The 19,843-nt window shown below is 66.9% G+C and carries 18 protein-coding genes; 3 read left to right on the top strand and 15 right to left on the bottom strand.

Features of this window, described 5'->3' with window-relative positions; all coding sequences use genetic code 11:
* Positions 1-17: 17 nt before the first annotated feature.
* On the top strand, positions 18-836 hold the full coding sequence (rsmA, locus tag AC1DT6_RS28970; RefSeq protein WP_441629119.1) for a 16S rRNA (adenine(1518)-N(6)/adenine(1519)-N(6))-dimethyltransferase RsmA: 819 nt from the start codon (positions 18-20) through the stop codon (positions 834-836).
* Between the two features lie 153 nt (positions 837-989).
* A complete protein-coding gene (gene trpS / locus AC1DT6_RS28965) occupies positions 990-2,012 on the top strand; it encodes a tryptophan--tRNA ligase (RefSeq protein ID WP_441629117.1) in 1,023 nt (340 codons plus the stop codon).
* 96 nt (positions 2,013-2,108) lie between these two features.
* Here trpS and AC1DT6_RS28960 read toward each other — a convergent pair whose 3' ends face one another.
* From AC1DT6_RS28960 to AC1DT6_RS28890, 15 genes are all read right to left on the bottom strand, one after another.
* Positions 2,109-2,978, bottom strand: a complete 870-nt coding sequence (locus AC1DT6_RS28960; protein ID WP_441629203.1) for a DMT family transporter — start codon at positions 2,976-2,978, stop codon at positions 2,109-2,111.
* Positions 2,979-3,018: 40 nt separating this feature from the next.
* Complete coding sequence (gene gloA, locus AC1DT6_RS28955) at positions 3,019-3,426, bottom strand: lactoylglutathione lyase (protein WP_035868018.1); 408 nt, start codon at positions 3,424-3,426, stop codon at positions 3,019-3,021.
* 184 nt (positions 3,427-3,610) lie between these two features.
* On the bottom strand, positions 3,611-4,492 hold the full coding sequence (locus AC1DT6_RS28950) for a M48 family metallopeptidase (protein ID WP_477103872.1): 882 nt from the start codon (positions 4,490-4,492) through the stop codon (positions 3,611-3,613).
* Positions 4,489-5,241 carry a lysophospholipid acyltransferase family protein gene (locus AC1DT6_RS28945; protein WP_441629113.1) on the bottom strand — a complete coding sequence of 251 codons (753 nt, stop codon included), beginning with the start codon at positions 5,239-5,241 and terminating at the stop codon, positions 4,489-4,491. The genes AC1DT6_RS28950 and AC1DT6_RS28945 overlap by 4 nt, the downstream gene beginning before the upstream one ends.
* Positions 5,242-5,258: 17 nt before the next feature.
* Positions 5,259-5,837, bottom strand: coding sequence for a D-glycero-beta-D-manno-heptose 1,7-bisphosphate 7-phosphatase (gene gmhB / locus AC1DT6_RS28940; RefSeq protein WP_441629111.1), 579 nt, complete (start codon positions 5,835-5,837; stop codon positions 5,259-5,261).
* 29 nt (positions 5,838-5,866) lie between these two features.
* Positions 5,867-7,999, bottom strand: coding sequence for a glycine--tRNA ligase subunit beta (gene glyS / locus AC1DT6_RS28935; RefSeq protein ID WP_477103871.1), 2,133 nt, complete (start codon positions 7,997-7,999; stop codon positions 5,867-5,869).
* 36 nt (positions 8,000-8,035) lie between these two features.
* Positions 8,036-8,683 (bottom strand): hypothetical protein, encoded by a 648-nt coding sequence (locus AC1DT6_RS28930; RefSeq protein WP_441629107.1) that lies wholly within the window; start codon positions 8,681-8,683, stop codon positions 8,036-8,038.
* On the bottom strand, positions 8,680-9,639 hold the full coding sequence (gene glyQ / locus AC1DT6_RS28925) for a glycine--tRNA ligase subunit alpha (RefSeq protein ID WP_035868032.1): 960 nt from the start codon (positions 9,637-9,639) through the stop codon (positions 8,680-8,682). Before glyQ ends, AC1DT6_RS28930 begins: the two co-directional genes overlap by 4 nt.
* 473 nt (positions 9,640-10,112) lie before the next feature.
* Entirely contained in the window at positions 10,113-11,705 is a 1,593-nt protein-coding gene (gene lnt / locus AC1DT6_RS28920; protein ID WP_477103870.1) for an apolipoprotein N-acyltransferase, read from the bottom strand.
* On the bottom strand, positions 11,702-12,574 hold the full coding sequence (locus tag AC1DT6_RS28915) for an HlyC/CorC family transporter (RefSeq protein ID WP_035868036.1): 873 nt from the start codon (positions 12,572-12,574) through the stop codon (positions 11,702-11,704). The genes lnt and AC1DT6_RS28915 overlap by 4 nt, the downstream gene beginning before the upstream one ends.
* Before the next feature lie 299 nt (positions 12,575-12,873).
* A complete protein-coding gene (gene ybeY, locus AC1DT6_RS28910) occupies positions 12,874-13,623 on the bottom strand; it encodes an rRNA maturation RNase YbeY (protein ID WP_477115146.1) in 750 nt (249 codons plus the stop codon).
* 14 nt (positions 13,624-13,637) lie between these two features.
* Positions 13,638-14,636, bottom strand: a complete 999-nt coding sequence (locus AC1DT6_RS28905) for a PhoH family protein (RefSeq protein ID WP_477103869.1) — start codon at positions 14,634-14,636, stop codon at positions 13,638-13,640.
* A 69-nt stretch (positions 14,637-14,705) separates the two neighbouring features.
* Positions 14,706-16,058: a tRNA (N6-isopentenyl adenosine(37)-C2)-methylthiotransferase MiaB gene (gene miaB, locus AC1DT6_RS28900; RefSeq protein WP_035868040.1), complete on the bottom strand. Its 1,353-nt coding sequence runs from the start codon at positions 16,056-16,058 to the stop codon at positions 14,706-14,708.
* A 96-nt stretch (positions 16,059-16,154) separates the two neighbouring features.
* The gene (locus tag AC1DT6_RS28895; protein WP_441637326.1) at positions 16,155-16,529 is read right to left on the bottom strand and encodes a hypothetical protein; all 375 of its coding nucleotides are present in this window, start codon (positions 16,527-16,529) and stop codon (positions 16,155-16,157) included.
* Positions 16,530-16,684: 155 nt separating this feature from the next.
* Positions 16,685-18,373 (bottom strand): ClcB-like voltage-gated chloride channel protein, encoded by a 1,689-nt coding sequence (locus AC1DT6_RS28890; protein WP_477103868.1) that lies wholly within the window; start codon positions 18,371-18,373, stop codon positions 16,685-16,687.
* A 310-nt stretch (positions 18,374-18,683) separates the two neighbouring features.
* Here AC1DT6_RS28890 and AC1DT6_RS28885 point away from each other — a divergent pair.
* A partial coding sequence (locus AC1DT6_RS28885) for a DEAD/DEAH box helicase (RefSeq protein ID WP_477115145.1) occupies positions 18,684-19,843 on the top strand: 1,160 nt, incomplete at its 3' end.

Here is a 19,843-nt window from a genome sequence, read left to right as displayed (position 1 = left end):
CCGAGCGAGACCCAACTATGCGTTCCAACGTACACCAGGGCCATGTGGCCCGCAAACGATTCGGACAGAACTTCCTGGTCGATGACGGCATCATCCATGGCATCGTCAGTGCCATCGACCCGCAGCATGGCGATGTCCTGGTCGAGATCGGCCCCGGTCTCGGCGCGCTGACCCAGCCGCTGCTGGAGCGCCTGCCGCAGATGCAGGTGGTCGAGCTCGACCGCGACCTGGTGGAGCGCCTGCGGCGCCGCTACGGCGATCGCCTGGTGATCCACGCGGGCGATGCGCTGGCCTTCGATTTCGGCAAGCTGTGCGAAGCCGGCAGGCCGCTGCGCATCGTCGGCAACCTGCCGTACAACATCTCCAGCCCGCTGCTGTTCCATCTGGCCGAGTTCGCCGACCAGGTGCGCGACCAGCATTTCATGCTGCAAAAGGAAGTGGTCGAGCGCATGGTGGCCGAGCCCGGCAGCAAGGCTTTCGGGCGGCTGTCGATCATGCTCCAGGTGCGCTATCACATGGAGCATGTGCTCGACGTGCCGCCGGCGTCGTTCAATCCGCCGCCGAAGGTCGACTCCGCCGTGGTGCGCATGATTCCCTGGCCGCGGCAAGCCGACGGCCTGTTGCGCTCGCCTTATCCCGCCTGCAACCTGACGGTGCTGGGCGATGTGGTGGCCGCGGCTTTCTCCCAGCGGCGCAAGGTCCTGCGCAATACGCTGTCGATGCTGCGCGACCAGGTCGATTTCGACGCGCTTGGCTTCGACCTGGCCCGGCGCGCGGAGGAAGTTCCCGTCGCCGAATACGTTGGGCTGGCACGGCAACTCGAGGCCACGCCCTGATGATGCGCGCGCCCATGCCCCATTGGTGGCGCTGCTGAAGGCAGCGGCACGTCGTCATCCCCCGATCCCGACTCTAGCCGCCGCAGCCCGGTCGGCAGGCCTGTGCCCCCGCCGACCGGTGCCCGCGGCGCTTCTCTTACCGAAGGAAATGCCATGACTAGCGAAACGCAGGCGCCCCAGCGCAAGGTCATCCTCACCGGCGACCGCCCCACCGGCCAGCTTCACCTTGGCCACTACGTTGGCTCGCTCAAGAGCCGCGTGGCACTGCAGGACACCCACAAGCAATATCTGCTGCTGGCCGACACCCAGGCCATGACCGACAACGCGCACGATCCGGAAAAGGTGCGGCGCAACGTGCTGGAGGTGGCGCTCGACTACCTGGCGGTCGGCATCGACCCGGCCAAGACCACCATCACGGTGCAGTCGCACCTGCCGGCGCTGGCCGAACTCACCCTGATGTACCTGAACTTCGTCACGGTGGCCCGGCTGGAGCGCAATCCCACCATCAAGGAAGAGATCCAGGCACGCGGCTTCGGACGCGATATTCCCGCTGGCTTCCTGTGCTACCCGGCCTCGCAAGCGGCCGACATCACCGGCTTCAAGGCCCAGGTGGTGCCGGTGGGCGAGGACCAGGCGCCGCTGATCGAGCAGACCAACGAGATCGTGCGCCGCATCAACCACCAGGTTGGCCGCGAGGTCCTGCCCGAAGCCGCCGCGCTGATCCCGCGCTTCGGCCGCCTGCCCGGCGTCGACGGCAAGGCCAAGATGAGCAAGTCGCAAGGCAATGCGATCCCGCTCGCGGCCACGCCTGAGCAGATCAAGGAAGCGGTCATGCGCATGTACACCGATCCCAACCACCTCAAGGTGTCGGATCCGGGGCAGGTCGAGGGCAATATGGTGTTCACCTACCTCGATGCGTTCGACGAGGCGGTCGATGAAGTGGCCGAACTGAAGGAACACTATCGGCGCGGCGGACTGGGCGATATGGTGCTCAAGCGCCGGCTGGAGGGCGTGCTGCAGGCACTGCTGGCGCCGATCCGCGAGCGCCGCGAGGCACTGGCAAAGGATCCGCAGCACGTGTTCGATATCCTGAAGCAGGGCACGGAGCAGGCCCGCGTCGTTACCCAGGCGACGCTGGACGAAGTGCGCGAGGCGCTCGGCATGTTCAGCTTCTAACCCCGGCGCATCCGCGCGGGCGTAGCAAAAGAGCCGGCGCATGCCGGCTCTTTTGCATCTTTTGCGTCTATTGCGCGGTAAGCCGGGTGCGTTCGCTCAGGCCCGCCGGTTGACCAGCACGATGCCGGCCAGCACCAGCACCGCCGCCACGGCAAACCGCATGCCCACGGCATCGTGCATCAGCACCACGCCGAATGCCACACCGAACAGCGGCGTCAGGAACGAAAACACCGATAAGCGCGAAGCCAGATATTGGCGCAGCAACCAGAACCACGCCAGGTAGCTGGCAAAGGCTATCAGCACCGACTGGTAGAACAGGCTCGCCAGCACCAGGCCGTCAACCCGCGCATGCAGGTGCTGGCCGGCGGCAAGCGCCATGGCCAGCAGCATCACCGCCGACACGGCCAGTTGATAGAGCAGCGTCTTGCTGGCCGGCGCCGATGCCAGCCGGCTGGCACGTACCACCACCGTGGTGGCTGCCCACAGGAATCCGGCAAGGATGCCCAGCGCATCGCCCAGCAGCGTGCTGCCRCCATGCGCGGCAGGCGCGGCGATGCCATCGGCAAAAGCCAGCGCCATGCCGCAGAAGGCCAGCCCCACGCCAACCCACTGCCCGCGCCGCAGCCGTTCCCCGGCGACGGTCATGTGCAGCCCGAGCGCGGTGAAGATCGGCGCGGTATAGAGGAACACCGCCATGCGCGAAGCGCTGGTGTGGCCAAGGCCAACGAAGATGCAGAAGAACTCTGCGCCGAACAACAGGCCGGCCAGCAACCCCGCGCCCAGCGTGCCATCGCGCTGCCACAGCGGCGTGCGGCGCCAGGCAGCGAAGCCGAACACCAGCAAGGCCGCCACCGCTGAGCGCACGCCAGCCTGGAGCACCGCGCCCATCGACGGCGCTGTCACTTTGATCACCACTTGCTGCAACCCCCATGCCAGGCAGAGCACGACCATCAGGGTGATGGCCATGCCGTCGAGCGGGCGCCGGGTGAGCGGTTGGGCGCTCACTTCAGGGGCGGCTGGCGTCGCGCGTGGAATTGCGCTCGATCAGTTCGATCTTGTAGCCGTCCGGGTCTTCGACGAAGGCGATCACGGTGGTGCCGCCCTTGACCGGGCCGGCCTCGCGCACGACATTGCCGCCGGCGGCGCGGATGCGCTCGCAGGTGGCCGCCGCGTTGTCGGTCTCCAGCGCGATATGGCCGTAGGCGGTGCCCATTTCGTACTTGTCGACGCCGTAGTTATAGGTCAGCTCAAGCACGGCCGTTTCGGATTCCGGGCCGTAGCCGACGAAGGCGAGGCGGTACTTGTATTCGGTGTTGTCGCTTTCGCGCAGCAGTTGCATGCCGAGGATGCGGGTGTAGAAGTCGATCGAGCGTTGCAGGTCGCCGACGCGGAGCATGGTATGGAGGAGTCGCATTTTGGGAGAGATATGATTTTTCTTGAATGGGGCGGATATTCTAAACGGGATGCGCAAGGCGGGTATGCCGCTGGCGCTGATCGCCATTTTTCCGTTTGAAATCAAGGGTCTGATACTCGCATTGCAGGGTTGCGGCCGGCACCTTGCCACGCGCCTGGCGGAGTGCCAGGCCAGGAGGCCGGGCTCAGAACGTCGGCAGCAATTCCGGCGGATGCGCCCTCAATTGCGCCCGGGCATCCCGGAATTCCGGAAAGATCGATGCCACCGTATCCCAGAACCTGGGGCTATGGTTCATCTCCTTGAGATGCGCCAGCTCATGCGCGGCCACGTAGTCGATCATCGACAAGGGAAAATGCATCAGCCGCCAGTTCATCCGGATCTTGCCGTCGGCGGTGCAGCTGCCCCAGCGCGTCGCGGCCGATGTCAGCGCAAACGCGCTGTGCCGCACGCCGAGCTTGTCGGCGTAGATATCGAGCCGCTGCGCCAGCAGCCGCTTGGCCTGGTGCTGAAGCCACCCTTGCACGCGATCCTTGATCTGCTGCTCATCGGCATGCACAGGCAGCGCAAGATGAAGAATGCGGCTGTCGGCGTCGAACACCAGTACGCCGGTGGGCGATTCGAGTTTCAGCGTGATGGGCTTGCCCAGAAAGGGCAGGCTCGCGCCTTCGCGCCATTGCACGGTGGGCAGCACGCGCCGGGCTTCGCGATGCTGCCATTCCCCCAGCTTGTTGAAGATCCAGCGCTGTTTTTCGAAGATGGCGGACTCGATGTCGGCCAGCGTCACCCAACGCGGCGCCGTGATGGACAGGCCGCGGTCGTCCACGGTGAAACCGATGGTACGGCGCGACGAGCGCTTGAGCGTGTAGTGCACGCCGCGTTCGCCCACCAGCAGCCGCCGCGCATTGGGCTGCGGCTGTGGCCAAGGTTGCGAGGCGGGCGGGACCGGTTGCGCAGGCGTAACCCCCGGTGCCATGCCCGGTGCCATGTCGGCGCCGGCCAGGGCGTCTGACAGCGGCAGCTCCATCTGGGAGCCGGGGGCATCGGGGGACGGGCGCAGCAATTTCATGCGGGCGTTTTGCTCCGGTAGCTCTCGCCATCGATTCTACGCATATCTCGTTCGATCCACGCCTCAACCTCTTGGTTGACCTGGTCCGCGGTCTTGTTGGCCGAGGAAATCGGCGCGCCGACAGAGACCGTGATCATCCCGGGATATTTCAGGAACGAGTTGCGCGGCCACAGCCGCCCGGAGTTGACGGCCATCGGAATCACCCACGCGCCCGTTTCCACCGCGAGGCGGGCGCCGCCGCTCTTGTAGCGGGTCTTCTCCAGGCCGGATGGCGTGCGCGTACCCTCCGGGAACATGATGATCCAGGCGCCTTCAGACAGCCGCTCCTTGCCCTGCCGCACGGCGGAGGCGAAGGCGCGCGTGCCTTCCTTGCGGTTGATATGCACCATCTTGAGCATGCCCAGCGCCCAGCCGAAGAAGGGCACCATCAGCAGTTCGCGCTTGAACACGAAGCACATCGGCTTGGGCAGCGTGGCCAGGTAGGCGACCGTCTCCCACGCCGACTGGTGCTTGGACAGCACCACGACCGGCTTGTCGAGCATGCCGTCGAAATGCTCGCGGCCTTCGTAGCGGTAGCGAATGCCGCAAATCACGGCGGCCGCGGCGGTGACCATCCGCGGCCAGCCGCGCACGAAGCGGTAGCGGCGGTCGGCATTCATGAAGGGAAAGACAATGAAGCACGCGCAGGCATACGGCGGCGTCACTACCAGAAGGAACAACGCGAACAGCAAGGAGCGGAGGAAAATCATCGGTGCGGGAATTGGGTTCAGGAACCGGCCTGGCGCGGAGCGCCATCGCCGGTGAGCAGCCAGCGCGCGAAAGCGCGCAGGTCGTCGTGGATCAGCGTGCCGGGCGGCAGGCCGCCCTTTTTCTCGGTCTTGGCGCCTTTGCCGGTCAGCACCAGGTGCGGGGCGCAACCCACCGCCAGCCCCGCCTCGAGATCGCGCAGCGAGTCGCCTACCAGCGGCACGCCCTTGAGCTCTACGCCAAAGCGTTCGGCCAGCTGCTCAAGCATCCCGGCCTTGGGCTTGCGGCAATCGCAGCCGTCCGCCGCCGTATGCGGGCAGAAGAAGACCGCGTCGACGCGTCCGCCGAGATTGGCCAGCGCCTTGTGCATTTTCTCGTGCATGGCGTTGAGCGCGCTCATCTCGAACAGGCCGCGGCCGATGCCGGACTGGTTGCTGGCGATCACCACGCGATAGCCGGCCTGATTGAGCGCGGCGATCGCTTCCAGGCTGCCATCGATGGGGATCCATTCGTCGGGCGTCTTGATGAACTGGTCGCTGTCGAGGTTGATGACCCCGTCGCGATCGAGCACGACAAGCTTGGGCGGTGTCTGCGGCATGATGGCCTTCCGTTATGGTGCCCGGCCGCTCAGGCGGCCAGCTTGGAGATGTCGGCCACGCGATTGGCCAGCACGTGCAGCGAGGCCAGCAGCGCCAGCCGGTTGGCACGCAGTTGCGCGTCTTCGGCCATCACCATGACGTCGGTGAAGAACTGGTCGACCGCCGCGCGCAGCTGCGCGAGGTCGCGCAGCGCGGTGGCGAAGTCGCCGTTGGCGAAGGCGGCGTCCACCTGCGGGCGCACGCTTTCCACCGCCTTGTGCAGCGCGCTCTCGGCGGCTTCCTGCAGCAGCGCCGGCTGCACGGTGCCAATGGGGTCGGTGTTCTTGCGCAGGATGTTGGTGATGCGCTTGTTGGCCGCGGCCAGCGCTTCGGCTTCGGGCAGCGCGGCAAAGGTGCGCACCGCTTCCAGGCGGGCCAGGATGTCGTCCAGGCGCTGCGGGCGCAGGCTCACCACGGCTTCCACCTCGTTGGTGGTGTAGCCCTTGTCCTTCAGGTAGCCGCGCAGGCGGTCGTACAGGAAGTCGGCGATCGCGGCTTGCGCGGGCTTGACCGCGGCGATGCCGGCGAAGGCCTGCTGGGTGAGCTCCAGCAGTGCGTCGATCGACAGCGGCAGCGGCGTCTCGACCAGCATGCGCAGGATGCCGAGCGCGTGGCGCCGCAGTGCGAACGGATCCTTCTCGCCGGTGGGCGACAGGCCGATGCCCCAGATGCCGACCAGCGTCTCCAATTTGTCGGCCAGCGCGACAGCCAGGCTCACCGGGCCGGCGGGCAGGGCGTCGCCGGCAAAACGCGGGCGATAGTGCTCGGAGCAGGCCAGCGCCACGGATTCGGCTTCGTCGTCGTGACGCGCGTAGTAGGTGCCCATGGTGCCCTGCAGCTCCGGGAACTCGCCGACCATGTCGGTCAGCAGGTCGGCCTTGGCAAGTTCGGCGCCGCGCATGGCGGCCGCTTTTTCCACGGCAATGCCGGCGGCGCCCATCGCGTCGGCGATGTGGCCGGCGATCTGCTGCAGGCGCTGCACGCGGTCGAGCTGCGAGCCGATCTTGTTGTGGTAGACCACATTGGCCAGTTGCGGCACGCGCGAGGCCAGGGTCTTCTTGCGGTCCTGGTCGAAGAAGAACTTGGCGTCGGCCAGGCGCGGGCGCACCACGCGCTCATTGCCGCTGATGATGGATTCCGGCGTGTCCGTGGCCAGGTTGGAAACCACCAGGAAGCGGTTGCGCAGGTGGCCTTCGGCATCGGTCAGCGCGAAGTACTTCTGGTTGGTCTGCATGGTCAGGATCAGGCATTCCTGCGGCACTTCGAGGAAGACCTCCTCGAAATGGCAAGGATAGACCACCGGCCATTCCACCAGCGAATTGACTTCGTCGAGCAGGGCATCGGGCATGACGACCTGGTCGGCGCCGGCCTGCTCCAGCAGCGCGTTGCGAATGCGTTCACGGCGCTCGGTGTAGCTGGCCAGCACGCGGCCTTGCGATTCCAGCACGGCGGCATAGTCGCCGGCCCGGGCAATCTCGATCTCGCCGCCAGACAGGAAGCGGTGGCCCTGGGTGGTCCTGCCGGCCTGGAGCCCCAATGCACTGACCGGCACCACTTCGGTGCCGAGAAGGGCCACCAGACGGTGCGCGGGGCGCACGAAATGCACGGTGCTGCCGTCCGGACGCTGGTAGCTCATCACCTTGGGGATGGGCAGCCTGGCGATGGTGTCGTCCAGTGCCGCCTGCAGGCCGGCAACCAGTTCGGCGCCGCGCGCGGTGTAGCGGTAGAAGAAGGCGTCGGCCTTGCCGTCGGAGGCGCGCTCCAGGGTTTGCCAGTCGATCGCTTCGACGCCCACCGATTTGGCCAGCGCGGCCAGCTTCTTGGCCAGCGGCGCCGTCGGCTCGCCGTTGGCGTCCAGCGCCACCGTCAGCGGCAGCACTTTTTCGCGCTGCTCGCGGTCTGGCGCGCTGCGGCGCACGCCGGTGACTTGCGCGGCCAGCCGGCGCGGCGTGGCGAAAGAGGTGACGGCGGCGCCGTCATCCAGCAGGCCACGCTCGGACAGGCCGGCGAACAGGCCCTGCGCGAAGGCGTCGCCCAGGCGCGCCAGCGCCTTGGGCGGCAGCTCTTCGGTGAACAGCTCGATCAGCAGCGTATCGTTCGAATCGGTCAGGGTTTGCGACATGAATCGTTTCCAACAAGTTGTGGCACGCGCTGCGCCTTAGCAGCGCGGTGCAATAGTAGGTTCTACGCCGGACAACAGCCACAGGCCGTTTTGCTGGCGGAATTGCAGCGTGGTCGCTACGCACTGGCTGTCCGTGCTGCCGCCGCTGCTTGCGCTGCTGCCGCGGGTGCCGGGGGCGGGACGCGGTGCGAAGAAGCGGGCATCGAGCCGGCGCAGGCGCTTGTCGTAGCGGATCTCGTCGATGCGGCCGCTTACCCAGAAATCGATCTTGGGCGGCAGCTGCGCGGCCGAGTAGTACGTCTTGATCTGGCGGCGTACCCGGCCGTTCACTGTCTCGGTCTCGGTCCACGTGAGCGGGTAACGGATCGCGCTTTCATAGGCGCGCAGCGGCACGCGGTGCCAGCCCAGATCCCTGGAGCCCGACAGGTCGCACGAGAACGTGCGCACCAGCTGGGTCCACTGGTCCAGCGAGTTGTTCGGGCCGAAGGCGCCGTGCCAGTGCCGGTCGATGGCCTGCTGCAGTGCCTGCGGATTGGCTTCGCAGACATTGGACAGGTCGGCCGGCAGGTACAGCGCCTGCGGGCTCGGCACGGGCGCCGAGGCCTGGGCGGCGCCGGACGCTCCCAGGGCCAGCATCGCCAGGGCAGCGCATCCGCGCAGCGCGCCGCGCGCCGCGCGGGTCATGCGGCGGCCTCGCGTTCGCACATCGGAAAGCCGAGCGACTCGCGCGAGTCATAGTAGGCCTGGGCCACCAGCCGCGACAGGTTGCGGATGCGGCCGATATAGGCCGCGCGCTCGGTGACCGAGATCGCGCCGCGTGCGTCCAGCAGGTTGAAGGTGTGGGCGGCCTTGAGCAGTTGCTCGTAGGCGGGCAGCGGCAGGCGTTTGGCGGCGTCGGCCGGCGCGGCCTGCCCGGCATCCTGCTTCGCCTCGGCGGCGCCCATCAGGCGCTTGGCTTCCGCTTCGTGTTCGGCGAAGTGGCGGAACAGGATCTCGGTATTGCTTTGCTCGAAGTTGTAGGTGGATTGCTCCACTTCGTTCTGGTGATAGACGTCGCCATAGGTCAGGCGGCGCGTCTTGCCGTTTTCTTCCCACTCGGTCCACACCAGGTCATAGATGTTCTCGACCTTCTGCAGGTACATCGCCAGGCGCTCGATGCCGTAGGTGATCTCGCCGGTGATGGGCTTGCAGTCGATGCCGCCCACTTGCTGGAAATAGGTGAACTGCGTCACTTCCATGCCGTTGAGCCAGACTTCCCAGCCCAGGCCCCATGCGCCCAGCGTGGGATTTTCCCAGTCGTCCTCGACGAAGCGGATGTCGTTCTGCTTCAGGTCCAGGCCCAGCGCTTCCAGCGAGCCGAGGTACAGCTCGAGGATGTTCTCGGGCGCGGGCTTGAGCACGACCTGGTACTGGTAATAGTGCTGCAGGCGGTTGGGGTTCTCGCCATAGCGCCCGTCCTTGGGGCGGCGCGACGGCTGCACATAGGCGGCGCGCCACGGCTCCGGCCCGATCGCGCGCAGGAAGGTATGCACGTGCGAGGTGCCGGCGCCGACCTCCAGATCGATGGGTTGCAAGAGTGCGCAGCCCTGCCGGTCCCAGTAGGCCTGCAGGGTGAGGATCATTTGTTGGAAGGTCAGCATAAGCGAAGACTAGTAAGGGCCTGCACACAGGCCAGCAAGCAAGCAAGGGCGGGCGCCGGGCGGCAAAGTTGCCACGGCGCCTCACGAAGATCGTGCCAAACCCTGAATTCTATCGGTTTTTTTCAGGCTGCCCGCCATCGGCACGACCCTTGCATGAGTCACGACATCCAATCCCGCCCGCGGGGCTGGCATGTGGTGTCGGCGTTTTGCAACGAATCGGGTAAACACCGAAGCCCTCTAAAGCTCTGCCGGATACTGGCCGTTAGTGTTTTTGTATACAGTATTAAGCAGAGCTGTGCATAACAGCCGAAACCGTCCGAATCAATTCATCAGGGGGACACCGGTCATGTCGCTACTTTCTCGGAAGCCTTATCTCGTCGCCATCGCAGTGATGATAGCCGCCGCCTTGCTGTCGGCAGTGGCTGGCGTGGCAGCCTGACACGCCTGCTGGGCTGTCTGCGGCCCGGCCGCCGTCAGCGTTGCTGGCGGCGGCGCCAGGCCGCCAGGGCCAGCACCAGCAGGCAGGCTGCCAGCGCCGGACTATTTCCCCAGCGCACATATGGGGTGAAACCCTGTGTGCCCTGCACATTGGCGGTGAGCGTGCCGACCGTGAAGGTCGGCAAGCGCGCGGCCACCACGCCGTCCGGCGTCACCACGGCAGTCATCCCGGTATTGGTCGAACGCAGCATCGGCCGGCGCATCTCCAGCGCGCGCATGCGCGAGATCTGCAGATGCTGGTCCAGCGCAATGGTGTCGCCGAACCAGGCCAGGTTGGTCACATTGACCAGGATATTGGCCGGCACCGGCTGGCTGCGCAGCGTCTCGGCGATTTCCTCGCCGAACAGATCCTCGTAGCAGATATTGGGTGCCACCATGATGCCGCGCACCGGCAGCGGGGCCTGGTCCAGTCCGCCGCGGCGGAAGTCCCCGAGCGGCATCTTCATCATGTCCACGAACCAGTGGAAACCCAAGGGAATGAACTCGCCGAACGGCACCAGGTGGTGCTTGTTGTAGCGATACAGCCGTTCGGTCAGCGGACCCAGGCCGAAGACGCTGTTGGTGAAATCGACCGGCGAATCCGCGCCGGCGGCGCCAAACAGCACGGTGGTGCCGCTGGCCACGGTGAAGTCGCGCACCGCGATGGCGATGTCGACGGGCAGGTCCTGCAGGATCACCGGGAAGGCGGTCTCGGGCGTGACCACGAGATCGGCCGGGGCGGCCGTGATCAGGTCGCGGTATAGCTCGATGGAGCGCTGCACGCCGGCCGGTTCGAACTTGATGTCCTGTGCCACATTGCCCTGCAGCAGCCGCACGGCAATGGGCTTGCCGGCCGGGGTAGTCCAGGCGACCGGCACCAGCGCGGCGCCGCCCAGCGGCAGCGCCACGGCTCCCGCCAGCGCGAGCGCGCCGGTGCGCTTGCCGCCCGGGCCGGCGCTGCCGAAGCCGCGCACCGCTGCCACCAGCAATGCAGCCACAGTTGCCGCCAGCGCGCCGATGCCGTAGACCCCGATCAGCGGCGCGAAGCCGGCCAGCGGACCATCGGTATGGGCGTAGCCGCTCGACAGCCAGGGAAAACCGGTGAACATTACGCCGCGCAGCCATTCGGACAGCCCCCAGGCCGCGCCGAAGGCGAGCGGCGCCAGCAGCGTCACGGAGGCCGCGCGCGTCCGGCGCGCCATCAGCCAGTGCCATGTCGCGGCGGCCAGCGCCGGAAAGAGCGCGATGAAGCCGGCAAGCAGCAGCACGGCAAGCAGCGCCATCCAGGCTGGCATCTCGCCATAGACGTGCATGCTGATATAGAGCCACCACACGCCGGAGAGGAACCAGCCCAGGCCAAAGGCGTAGCCGGTCGCGGCCGCGCCGCGGGTGCGGGGCGCATCGGCGACCAGCGCCACCAGCCCAGCCAGCGACAGCAATTGCAGCCACCACCAGGTATGGGGCGCGTAGGCCTGGGTATGGGCGACGCCCAGGATGGCGGCCAGCAACAGTCGGGGCAGGCTCACGCCGCGCGCGTTGTCGCGCCCGGCGCTGGCGGCGCCGGGCCATGCCTGGAGCAAGCGCTTCATGCGCCGTCCACTTCGGGCGGGTTGAGCGGGGCCTCGCGGCGCACCAGCAGCAGGTGCGCCTGGCGGGCATCGGCGCGCAGGACTTCGAAGCGCATCGGGGGCAGTATCACCACTTCGCCGCGATGCGGCACGTGGCCAAGGTGGTTGCTCAGCAAGCCGCCCACGGTGTCGACGTCGTGATCGGAGAAGTGCGTGCCGAAGGTTTCGTTGAACTGCTCGATCTCGGTCAGGCCATGCACGCGCCAGCCGCCATCGGGCAGTTGCACGATCTTGTCATGATCCTCGTCAAGGTCGAACTCGTCCTCGATGTCGCCCACGATCTGTTCCAGCACGTCCTCGATGGTGACCAGGCCGGCGACGCCGCCATACTCGTCCACCACCATCGCGATGTGGTTGCGGTTGATGCGGAAGTCGCGCAACAGGATATTGAGGCGCTTGGACTCGGGGATGAATACAGCCGGGCGCAGGGTCTCGCGCAGGTCGAACTCCTCGTCGGTGTAGTACCGCAAGAGGTCCTTGGCCAGCAGGATGCCGATGATGTTGTCGCGGCTGCCTTCGTAGACAGGAAAGCGCGAGTGCGCCGTCTGCCGCATGAAGGGGATGAAGCTCTCCGGCGCGTCGGCGATATTGACGGTGTCCATCTGGCCGCGCGGCACCATGATGTCGCGCGCGGTGAGTTCGGAAACCTGGAACACGCCCTCGATCATGGAGAGGGAGTCGGCGTCGATCAGGTTGCGCGCATGCGCATCCTGAAGCACCTCGAGCAATTCAGCGCGGGTATCGGGCTCGGGGGAGATGAAATCCGAGAGCCGTTCGAGCAGGGATCGGGGACGGTCGGCTGACTTCGAACTGGGGTAAGGGTCGTTCATGGCGCGGCGAGCGCGGGGTGGATATCGGTTGAAGGATACACTAAAAGGGTTTGGGATCTGTGACGGGGGGGGTGGGGCGGGGTTTGAAACTGCGACTTCTGCGCTTCAACTGCTTAACTTCAAGGTCAAAAGCAACTGCAGTTTCACCACCCCTGCGGGGCGGCGACCTACTTTCTTGTCTTGCCAAGAAAGTAGGCAAAGAAGGCGCCCCATACGGCCTGGTACACCTTGACGGCACGCTTCGCATCGCGGGTGGGTGATTCCTGCCTTGGGGCGGGGATCACGGCTAAGCCTGTCTTCTAGACTTTGTTTTTGATGTTGCCGTCTGCCCGGTACGGGTCGGCGAAGCCTAGCGCTTGCAGCGTCTCCGTCTCGATGGCTTCCATTTCCTCCGCCTCGGCGTCCTCTTCGTGCTCATAGCCCTGCGCATGCAGCACGCCGTGCACGATCAGATGCGCATAGTGCGCCTCAAGCGGCTTCTTCTGCTCGCGCGCTTCCTGCTCCACCACCGGGCAGCACAGCACGATATCCCCGCTGACCGGATCGGACTCATGCTCGGCATAGGCAAACGTCAGGACATTGGTCGCGTAGTCCTTGCCGCGGTAGCTGCGGTTCAGGCTGCGGCCTTCTTCCTCGCCGACAAAGCGGATGGTCAGCGTGGCATCGGCGTACAGCGCCGACTTGGCCCAGGTCTGCACCTTGCGCTGCGTCGGCAGGCCGCGTCGTCCCTTGACACCCTCGCCGTACTGCAGCGCGAGTTCCAGCGACGGCGGCGTGGCGGGGGTGCCGGTGGTGGTGACCACGGGCGTGGCGGTGACGGCCACGGATAGCGCGTCATGGTTGTCCGGGCGCACCAGCAGGCCGGCCTGCTGGCGGTCGTCGGTGTGCTCGGCCAGCAGCGCGAGCACGCCATCGGCGGCTTGCGAGAGGTCCACGGTGATGCTGCGGCCGTCAGGCAGCTGCACGCGCACGGCGTGCGCCTGGGTCTTGCGCGCACGGCCGTCGGCGTCGAACAGGATCAGGCTGGCGGKGGAGGAGTTTGCGTTCACGATGTTGCGTTCGGTTAAGCGTCTCGGTGTTGAGCGTGATATTCGTCATAGGCATCGACGATGCGTGCCACCAGCGGATGGCGCACCACGTCGAGGCTGGTGAAGCGGGTCATGGCCACGCCGCGCACCTCGCGCAGCACATGCTGCGCTTCCACCAGGCCGCTCTTCTGGCCGCGCGGCAGGTCGATCTGGGTGGTGTCGCCGGTGATCACCGCCTTGGAGCCGAAGCCGATCCGGGTCAGGAACATCTTCATCTGCTCGGGCGTGGTGTTCTGTGCTTCGTCCAGGATGATGAAGGCGTGGTTCAGCGTGCGCCCGCGCATATAGGCCAGCGGCGCGATCTCGATCATCTGGCGCTCGAACATCTTCTGCGTGCGGTCGAAGCCGAGCAGATCGTACAGCGCGTCGTACAGCGGGCGCAGGTAGGGGTCGATCTTCTGCGCCAGGTCGCCGGGCAGGAAGCCCAGGCGCTCGCCGGCTTCCACCGCCGGGCGCGTCAGCACGATGCGCTTGACCGAGTCGCGTTCCAGGGCGTCCACCGCGCACGCCACGGCCAGGTAGGTCTTGCCGGTGCCGGCCGGGCCGATGCCCAGCGTGAGGTCATGCGAGAGCACATTGCGCAGGTAGTCGCGCTGCATTGGCGTGCGCCCGTGCAGGCCCGCGCGGCGCGTGTGAAGTACGGGCGATTCGTCCTCGAAGGCGTCGGCCTCGGCACCGCCGGCGCCGTCCGGCACATAGGCGCCGTGCGCGGCGACCTGGCGCGCTTCGACCAGGCCGAGCTGCACGTCGTCGATCGACAGCGCCGTGCGGGCCTGGTTATAGAAGCGCTCCAGCGCGGCGGCAGCGTCGCGCGCGTAGGCGCCGCGCACCGTCATGCGGTGGCCGCGGCGCAGGATGGTGACGTCGAGCGCCTGCTCGATCTGGCGCAGGTTCTCGTCAAGCGGCCCGCACAGGTTCTGCAGGCGGGTGTTGTCGTCCTTGGGGGCGACGAATTCGGCTGAGGGAATTTTCATCTGGGAACGAGTGGCGGCTTCTTGCGTCGCGCCCGCCGGCCACGGCCGGCAGGCGCAACCCGGCCTGGATTACTGGCGCACTACGATTTCGCCGCGCAGCGAGTGTGGGAAGGCTTCGGTGATGGCCACGTCCACCATCTCGCCGACCATGCGGTCGCGGCGGTCCTGGGGCACGCCCGGCAGCGCGAAATTCACCACGCGGTTGTTCTCGGTGCGGCCGTGCAGCTCGGTCGGGTCCTTGCGCGCCGGGCCTTCCACCAGGATGCGCTGCACCGAGCCGACCATGCCTTTGCTGATGCGCTGCACGTTTTCCTCGATGGTGGCCTGCAGGTGCTGCAGGCGCCGGAGCTTGACCTCGTGCGGCGTGTCGTCGGCCAGATTGGCCGCCGGCGTGCCGGGGCGCGGGCTGAAGATAAAGGAGAAGGAGGTGTCGTAGCCGATCTCCTCGATCATCGCCATCAGCTTGTCGAAGTCCGCCTCGGTCTCGCCGGGGAAGCCGATGATGAAGTCCGACGACAGCGACATGTCCGGGCGCAGCGCGCGCAGTTTGCGGATGATGCTCTTGTACTCCAGCACGCTGTAGCCGCGCTTCATGGCCATCAGGATGCGGTCGGACGCATGTTGCACCGGCAGGTGCAGGTGGTTGACCAGCTTCGGGCAGCGCTCGTACAGCTCGATCAGTCGCGGCGTGAATTCCTTCGGGTGGCTGGTGGTGTAGCGGATCCGCTCGATGCCGGGGATCTCGGCCACGTACTCGATCAGCAGCGCGAAGTCGGCGATTTCGCTGGTGTCGCCCATGGCGCCGCGGTACGCGTTGACGTTCTGCCCCAGCAGCGTGACTTCGCGCACGCCTTGCCCGGCCAGCCCGGCGACCTCGGCCAGCACGTCCTCGAACGGGCGCGAGACTTCCTCGCCGCGGGTGTAAGGCACCACGCAGTAGCTGCAGTACTTGGAGCAGCCTTCCATGATCGAGACAAAGGCGCTCGGGCCTTCGACCCGCGCCGGCGGCAGGTGGTCGAACTTCTCGATCTCGGGGAAGGAGATGTCCACTTGCGAATGGCCGGTCTGGCGGCTGCGGTCGATCATGGCGGGCAGGCGGTGCAGCGTCTGCGGGCCGAACACCACATCGACATAAGGCGCGCGCTTGACGATGGCGGCGCCTTCCTGGCTCGCCACGCAACCGCCCACGCCGATCACCAGATCGGGCTTGAGCGCCTTGAGCGCCTTCATGCGGCCGAGTTCGGAGAACACCTTCTCCTGCGCTTTTTCGCGCACCGAGCAGGTGTTGAAGAGGATCACGTCCGCATCTTCGGGGTTGTCTGTCTTTTCCAGGCCTTCGGCGGCGTGGAGCACGTCGACCATCTTGTCCGAGTCGTACTCGTTCATCTGACAGCCGTAGGTTTTGACGAAGACTTTTTTCATGGTGCCGATCTCAGTGGTTGACCTGGGGGCATCAGGGCTTTATGGGGACTCAACAAATCCGGGAGCCACGGCACGTTGCCGCGGCCCGGACGACGATCATTGCGCGGTTTTCTGTTCCTGCTCGCTCAGCACCCAGGCCGTCAGCAACTGGCCGTAGAGGTCGAGCTTGAACCGCACCGGCAGCTTCTGGCCGGCCACCGCCGCGATGGGCAGCAACTGGTTGTCGGTGCCGAACAGCCGCAGGCCGGGCGCCACGCCAACGGTCTTGCCGTCCAGCGTTGCCGATTGCGGTGCGCCGGGCGACGGCGCGGCGAGCACCAGCCGGGCTTTCGCCGCGTCGGCCGGGATCACCCGCAACGGCGCCTGCCCCTGTGCCGTTGCCGGCAGCAGAGCGGCGCACGTGGCGAGCGATGCGGCAAGCAGGGTCGCCCGCAGGAACAGGGCAGGGCGCGCGGCACGGTTGGCTGACATGGAGGCTCCGGCGAAAAACGGTTCGGGAAACGAAGGCGATGCGGGTTGTCCGCGGCAAGCGGCGCACCAGCCAAGTCTACGCGCACCGTGCCGCCGCGCCTGGCGCAGGCCGGGCAACCCGATATTCTACCCGGTCGCCCGCCGCCCGCGCTGGCCTAGAACAGTCCGGATGCTTCCTGCAGCACACGCCGCTTCGAGACCGTCCCCATCAGTTCGCGCCCGCCGTTATCGCGGATCACCGGGATGCGGTTGAGCGCGTGATGGGTGAACAGGCTCAATGCGTCGGGCAGGCGCGACTCGGGGGTGAGCGTGGGGAAGTCGCGTTCGCACAGCGTAAACAGGTCGGCATCCGGCTGCTCGCGCAGCGCGCGCTGCACGGCGTGGATCGACAGCGCGCCCAGCAGGCAGCCATTGGGCGCCACCATATACAGGTAGCGCGTGCCGGTCTCGGCGAACTTGTCGCTGGCCTGTTCCAGCGTCGCGTCCGGGCCGATCGTGGTGTCGGTGGGCTCGCACAGCCCGGCCAGCGTAAGCGCCCGCGCGCGGTCCGCCGCGGCCGAGGCTTGCGTACGCTCGGCCACCACGCTGTACAAGGACAAGGTCTGGCAGCGTGAGGCGGTGTAGTAGGCCGCCGCCGCGCCGATCATGCCGGGCAGCAGCAACGCCGGCGCCAGTGTCATCTCGAACACCATCAGCACTGACATCAGCGGCGCCTGGCTGGTGGCGGCCAGGAAGGCGCACATGCCCACCAGCGGCAGCAGCGGCGCGCCGCCGCCTCCCGGCACGGCGGGCGCCAGCAATTGCCCGAGCGCGGCACCCACGAACAGCGAAGGGGTGAACACCCCGCCCACCGCGCCCGAGCCCATGCTGAGCACGGTGGCCAGCAGCTTGGCCAGCAGCACGGCCGCCAGCGACACGCTCAGGGGATGCGCCATCAGGATCGACTGGATGGTGTAGTAGCCATTGCCTACCACCTCCGGCACCCAGATCGCCAGCACGCCCACCAGGGCGCCGCCCAGCGCCAGGCGCGGCACCATGCCGCCCGGCACGTGGGCGAAGGCGCCCTTGGCCAGGCTGGAGGCGCGCATGAAAAGGGCGCCCGCGACACCGGCCAGTACGCCCAGCAGCACAGCGGCGAGCAGCATCGGCGCGTGCAGCATGTCGGACGGCACATGCAGGCCCGGGTACAGCGGTTGCAGGCCGCCGTGCAGCTGGCTGACCACGGTGCCTGCCACCGAGGCCAGGAACAGCGGCATCAGCCGCTGCACCGCCACCGCGCCGAACACCACCTCGGCGACAAAGACCGCGGCCGACAGCGGCGTGTGATACACCGAGGCCAGCCCCGCGGCCGCGGCGCAGGCCGTGAGCATGCGCCTCAGGTTGGTGTCGCCATCGGGGCCGGCTCTGCCGCGCGCCGACGGGAACAGCGAGCCGCACAGCGCGGCGAGCTGGATCATCGCGCCCTCTTTACCGACCGAGCTGCCGGTGACGATGGAGCAGAACGACGACAGCGCGCGCAGCAATGTGATGCGTACCGGCAGCCGCCCCGTGCCGCTGGCGACTGCTTCCATATAGTCGGAAACGCCGGGCTGTGCCGCATTGAGCCTGGCCGCGGCGGTCAGCAGCAAGCCCGCGACCACGCCACCGAGGGTCGGGATCAGCACCCGCCAGGCCAGCGCCAGCCCGGCAAATACGGTGACGATATCCGCATGCGTGCCRAACATCACATAGCCGCTGGCGTCCAGCGCTTCCTTGAACAGGGTGGTGACGATGGCGGCGGCGATCCCTACCGGGATGGCTGTAAAGAGAGTGACTTCCTGGTCTTCGATGAACCTGAACCGCATCGTGACGTCATCCGGGGGGGAGGATGGAGCCGGGCCGGGCATGCCCGTGCCCGCGGGGGCACGGCCAGGCGGGACCAGGGCGTGGCTGGCCGCCATGATAGCGCAGCGCCACCCGGACCCATCGGGCCCATCGGGGCGCCTGGCGCGCGCGATAGCGCCAGGCTGGTACACTAGCGGCCTTTCCTCCTAAAGAAGCGGGGGCAGTCGCCTCGTTTCGCCGGTCGCTCTTTTCCGGTTTTCGGTTTTCTCACTCACGTCGCCCCCGCGATTGGCGCACCACATGCGCAAAGGGCGGCCGAAGCGTCAATTCATGTCTTTTTCCGATCTTGGCTTGTCCGACAAGCTTATGCGTGCCGTGGCCGAACAGGGCTATACCACGCCGACTCCGATTCAAGCGCAGGCGATTCCCGCCATCCTCAAGGGGGGCGACCTGCTTGCCGGCGCGCAGACCGGCACCGGCAAGACGGCCGGCTTCACGCTGCCGCTGCTGCAACTGCTGTCCGAATCCCCGGCTGCCCGCGAACCCGCGCGCGGACAGCGCCTGCCGGTGCGTGCGCTGGTCCTGACCCCCACCCGCGAACTGGCGGCCCAGGTCGAGGAAAGCGTCCGTAACTACGGCAAGTACCTCAAGCTGCGTTCGATGGTGATGTTCGGCGGCGTGGGCATCAATCCGCAGATCGAACAACTCAAGCGCGGTGTCGATATCGTGGTGGCCACGCCTGGCCGCCTGCTCGACCACCTGTCGCAACGCACCATCGACCTCTCGCACGTGGAAATGCTGGTGCTGGACGAAGCCGACCGCATGCTGGACATGGGCTTTATCCACGACATCCGCAAGATCCTCAACGTCCTGCCGCCGAAGCGCCAGAACCTGCTGTTCTCGGCCACCTTCTCCGACGAGATCCGTGGCCTGGCCGACCGTCTGCTCGACAATCCCGCTTCCATCGAAGTCGCGCGCCGCAACACCACGGCCGAGACCGTGGCGCAGCGCGTCTACCCGGTGGACCGTGAGCGCAAGCGCGAACTGCTGGCCCACCTGGTGCGCGAGAACGACTGGCACCAGGTGCTGGTGTTCACCCGCACCAAGCACGGCGCCAACCGCCTGGCCGAGCAGCTCGACAAGGAAGGCCTGTCGGCGCTGGCGATCCACGGCAACAAGAGCCAGTCGGCCCGCACACGCGCGCTGACCGAGTTCAAGGCCGGCACGCTGCGCCTGCTGGTGGCCACCGATATCGCCGCGCGCGGCATCGACATCGACCAGCTGCCGCACGTGGTCAACTACGACCTGCCCAACGTGCCCGAAGACTACGTGCACCGTATCGGCCGCACCGGCCGTGCCGGCGCCGAGGGCGAGGCGATCTCGCTGGTCTGCGTGGATGAAACCGCCTTGCTGCGCGACATCGAGCGGCTGATCAAGCGCCAGATCGAACAAACCATCCTGCCGGGCTTCGAGGTCGATCCGAGCATCCC

This window comes from Cupriavidus sp. 01L45, assembly GCF_056399885.1.
This window is presented reverse-complemented; position numbering and strand designations above follow the sequence as displayed.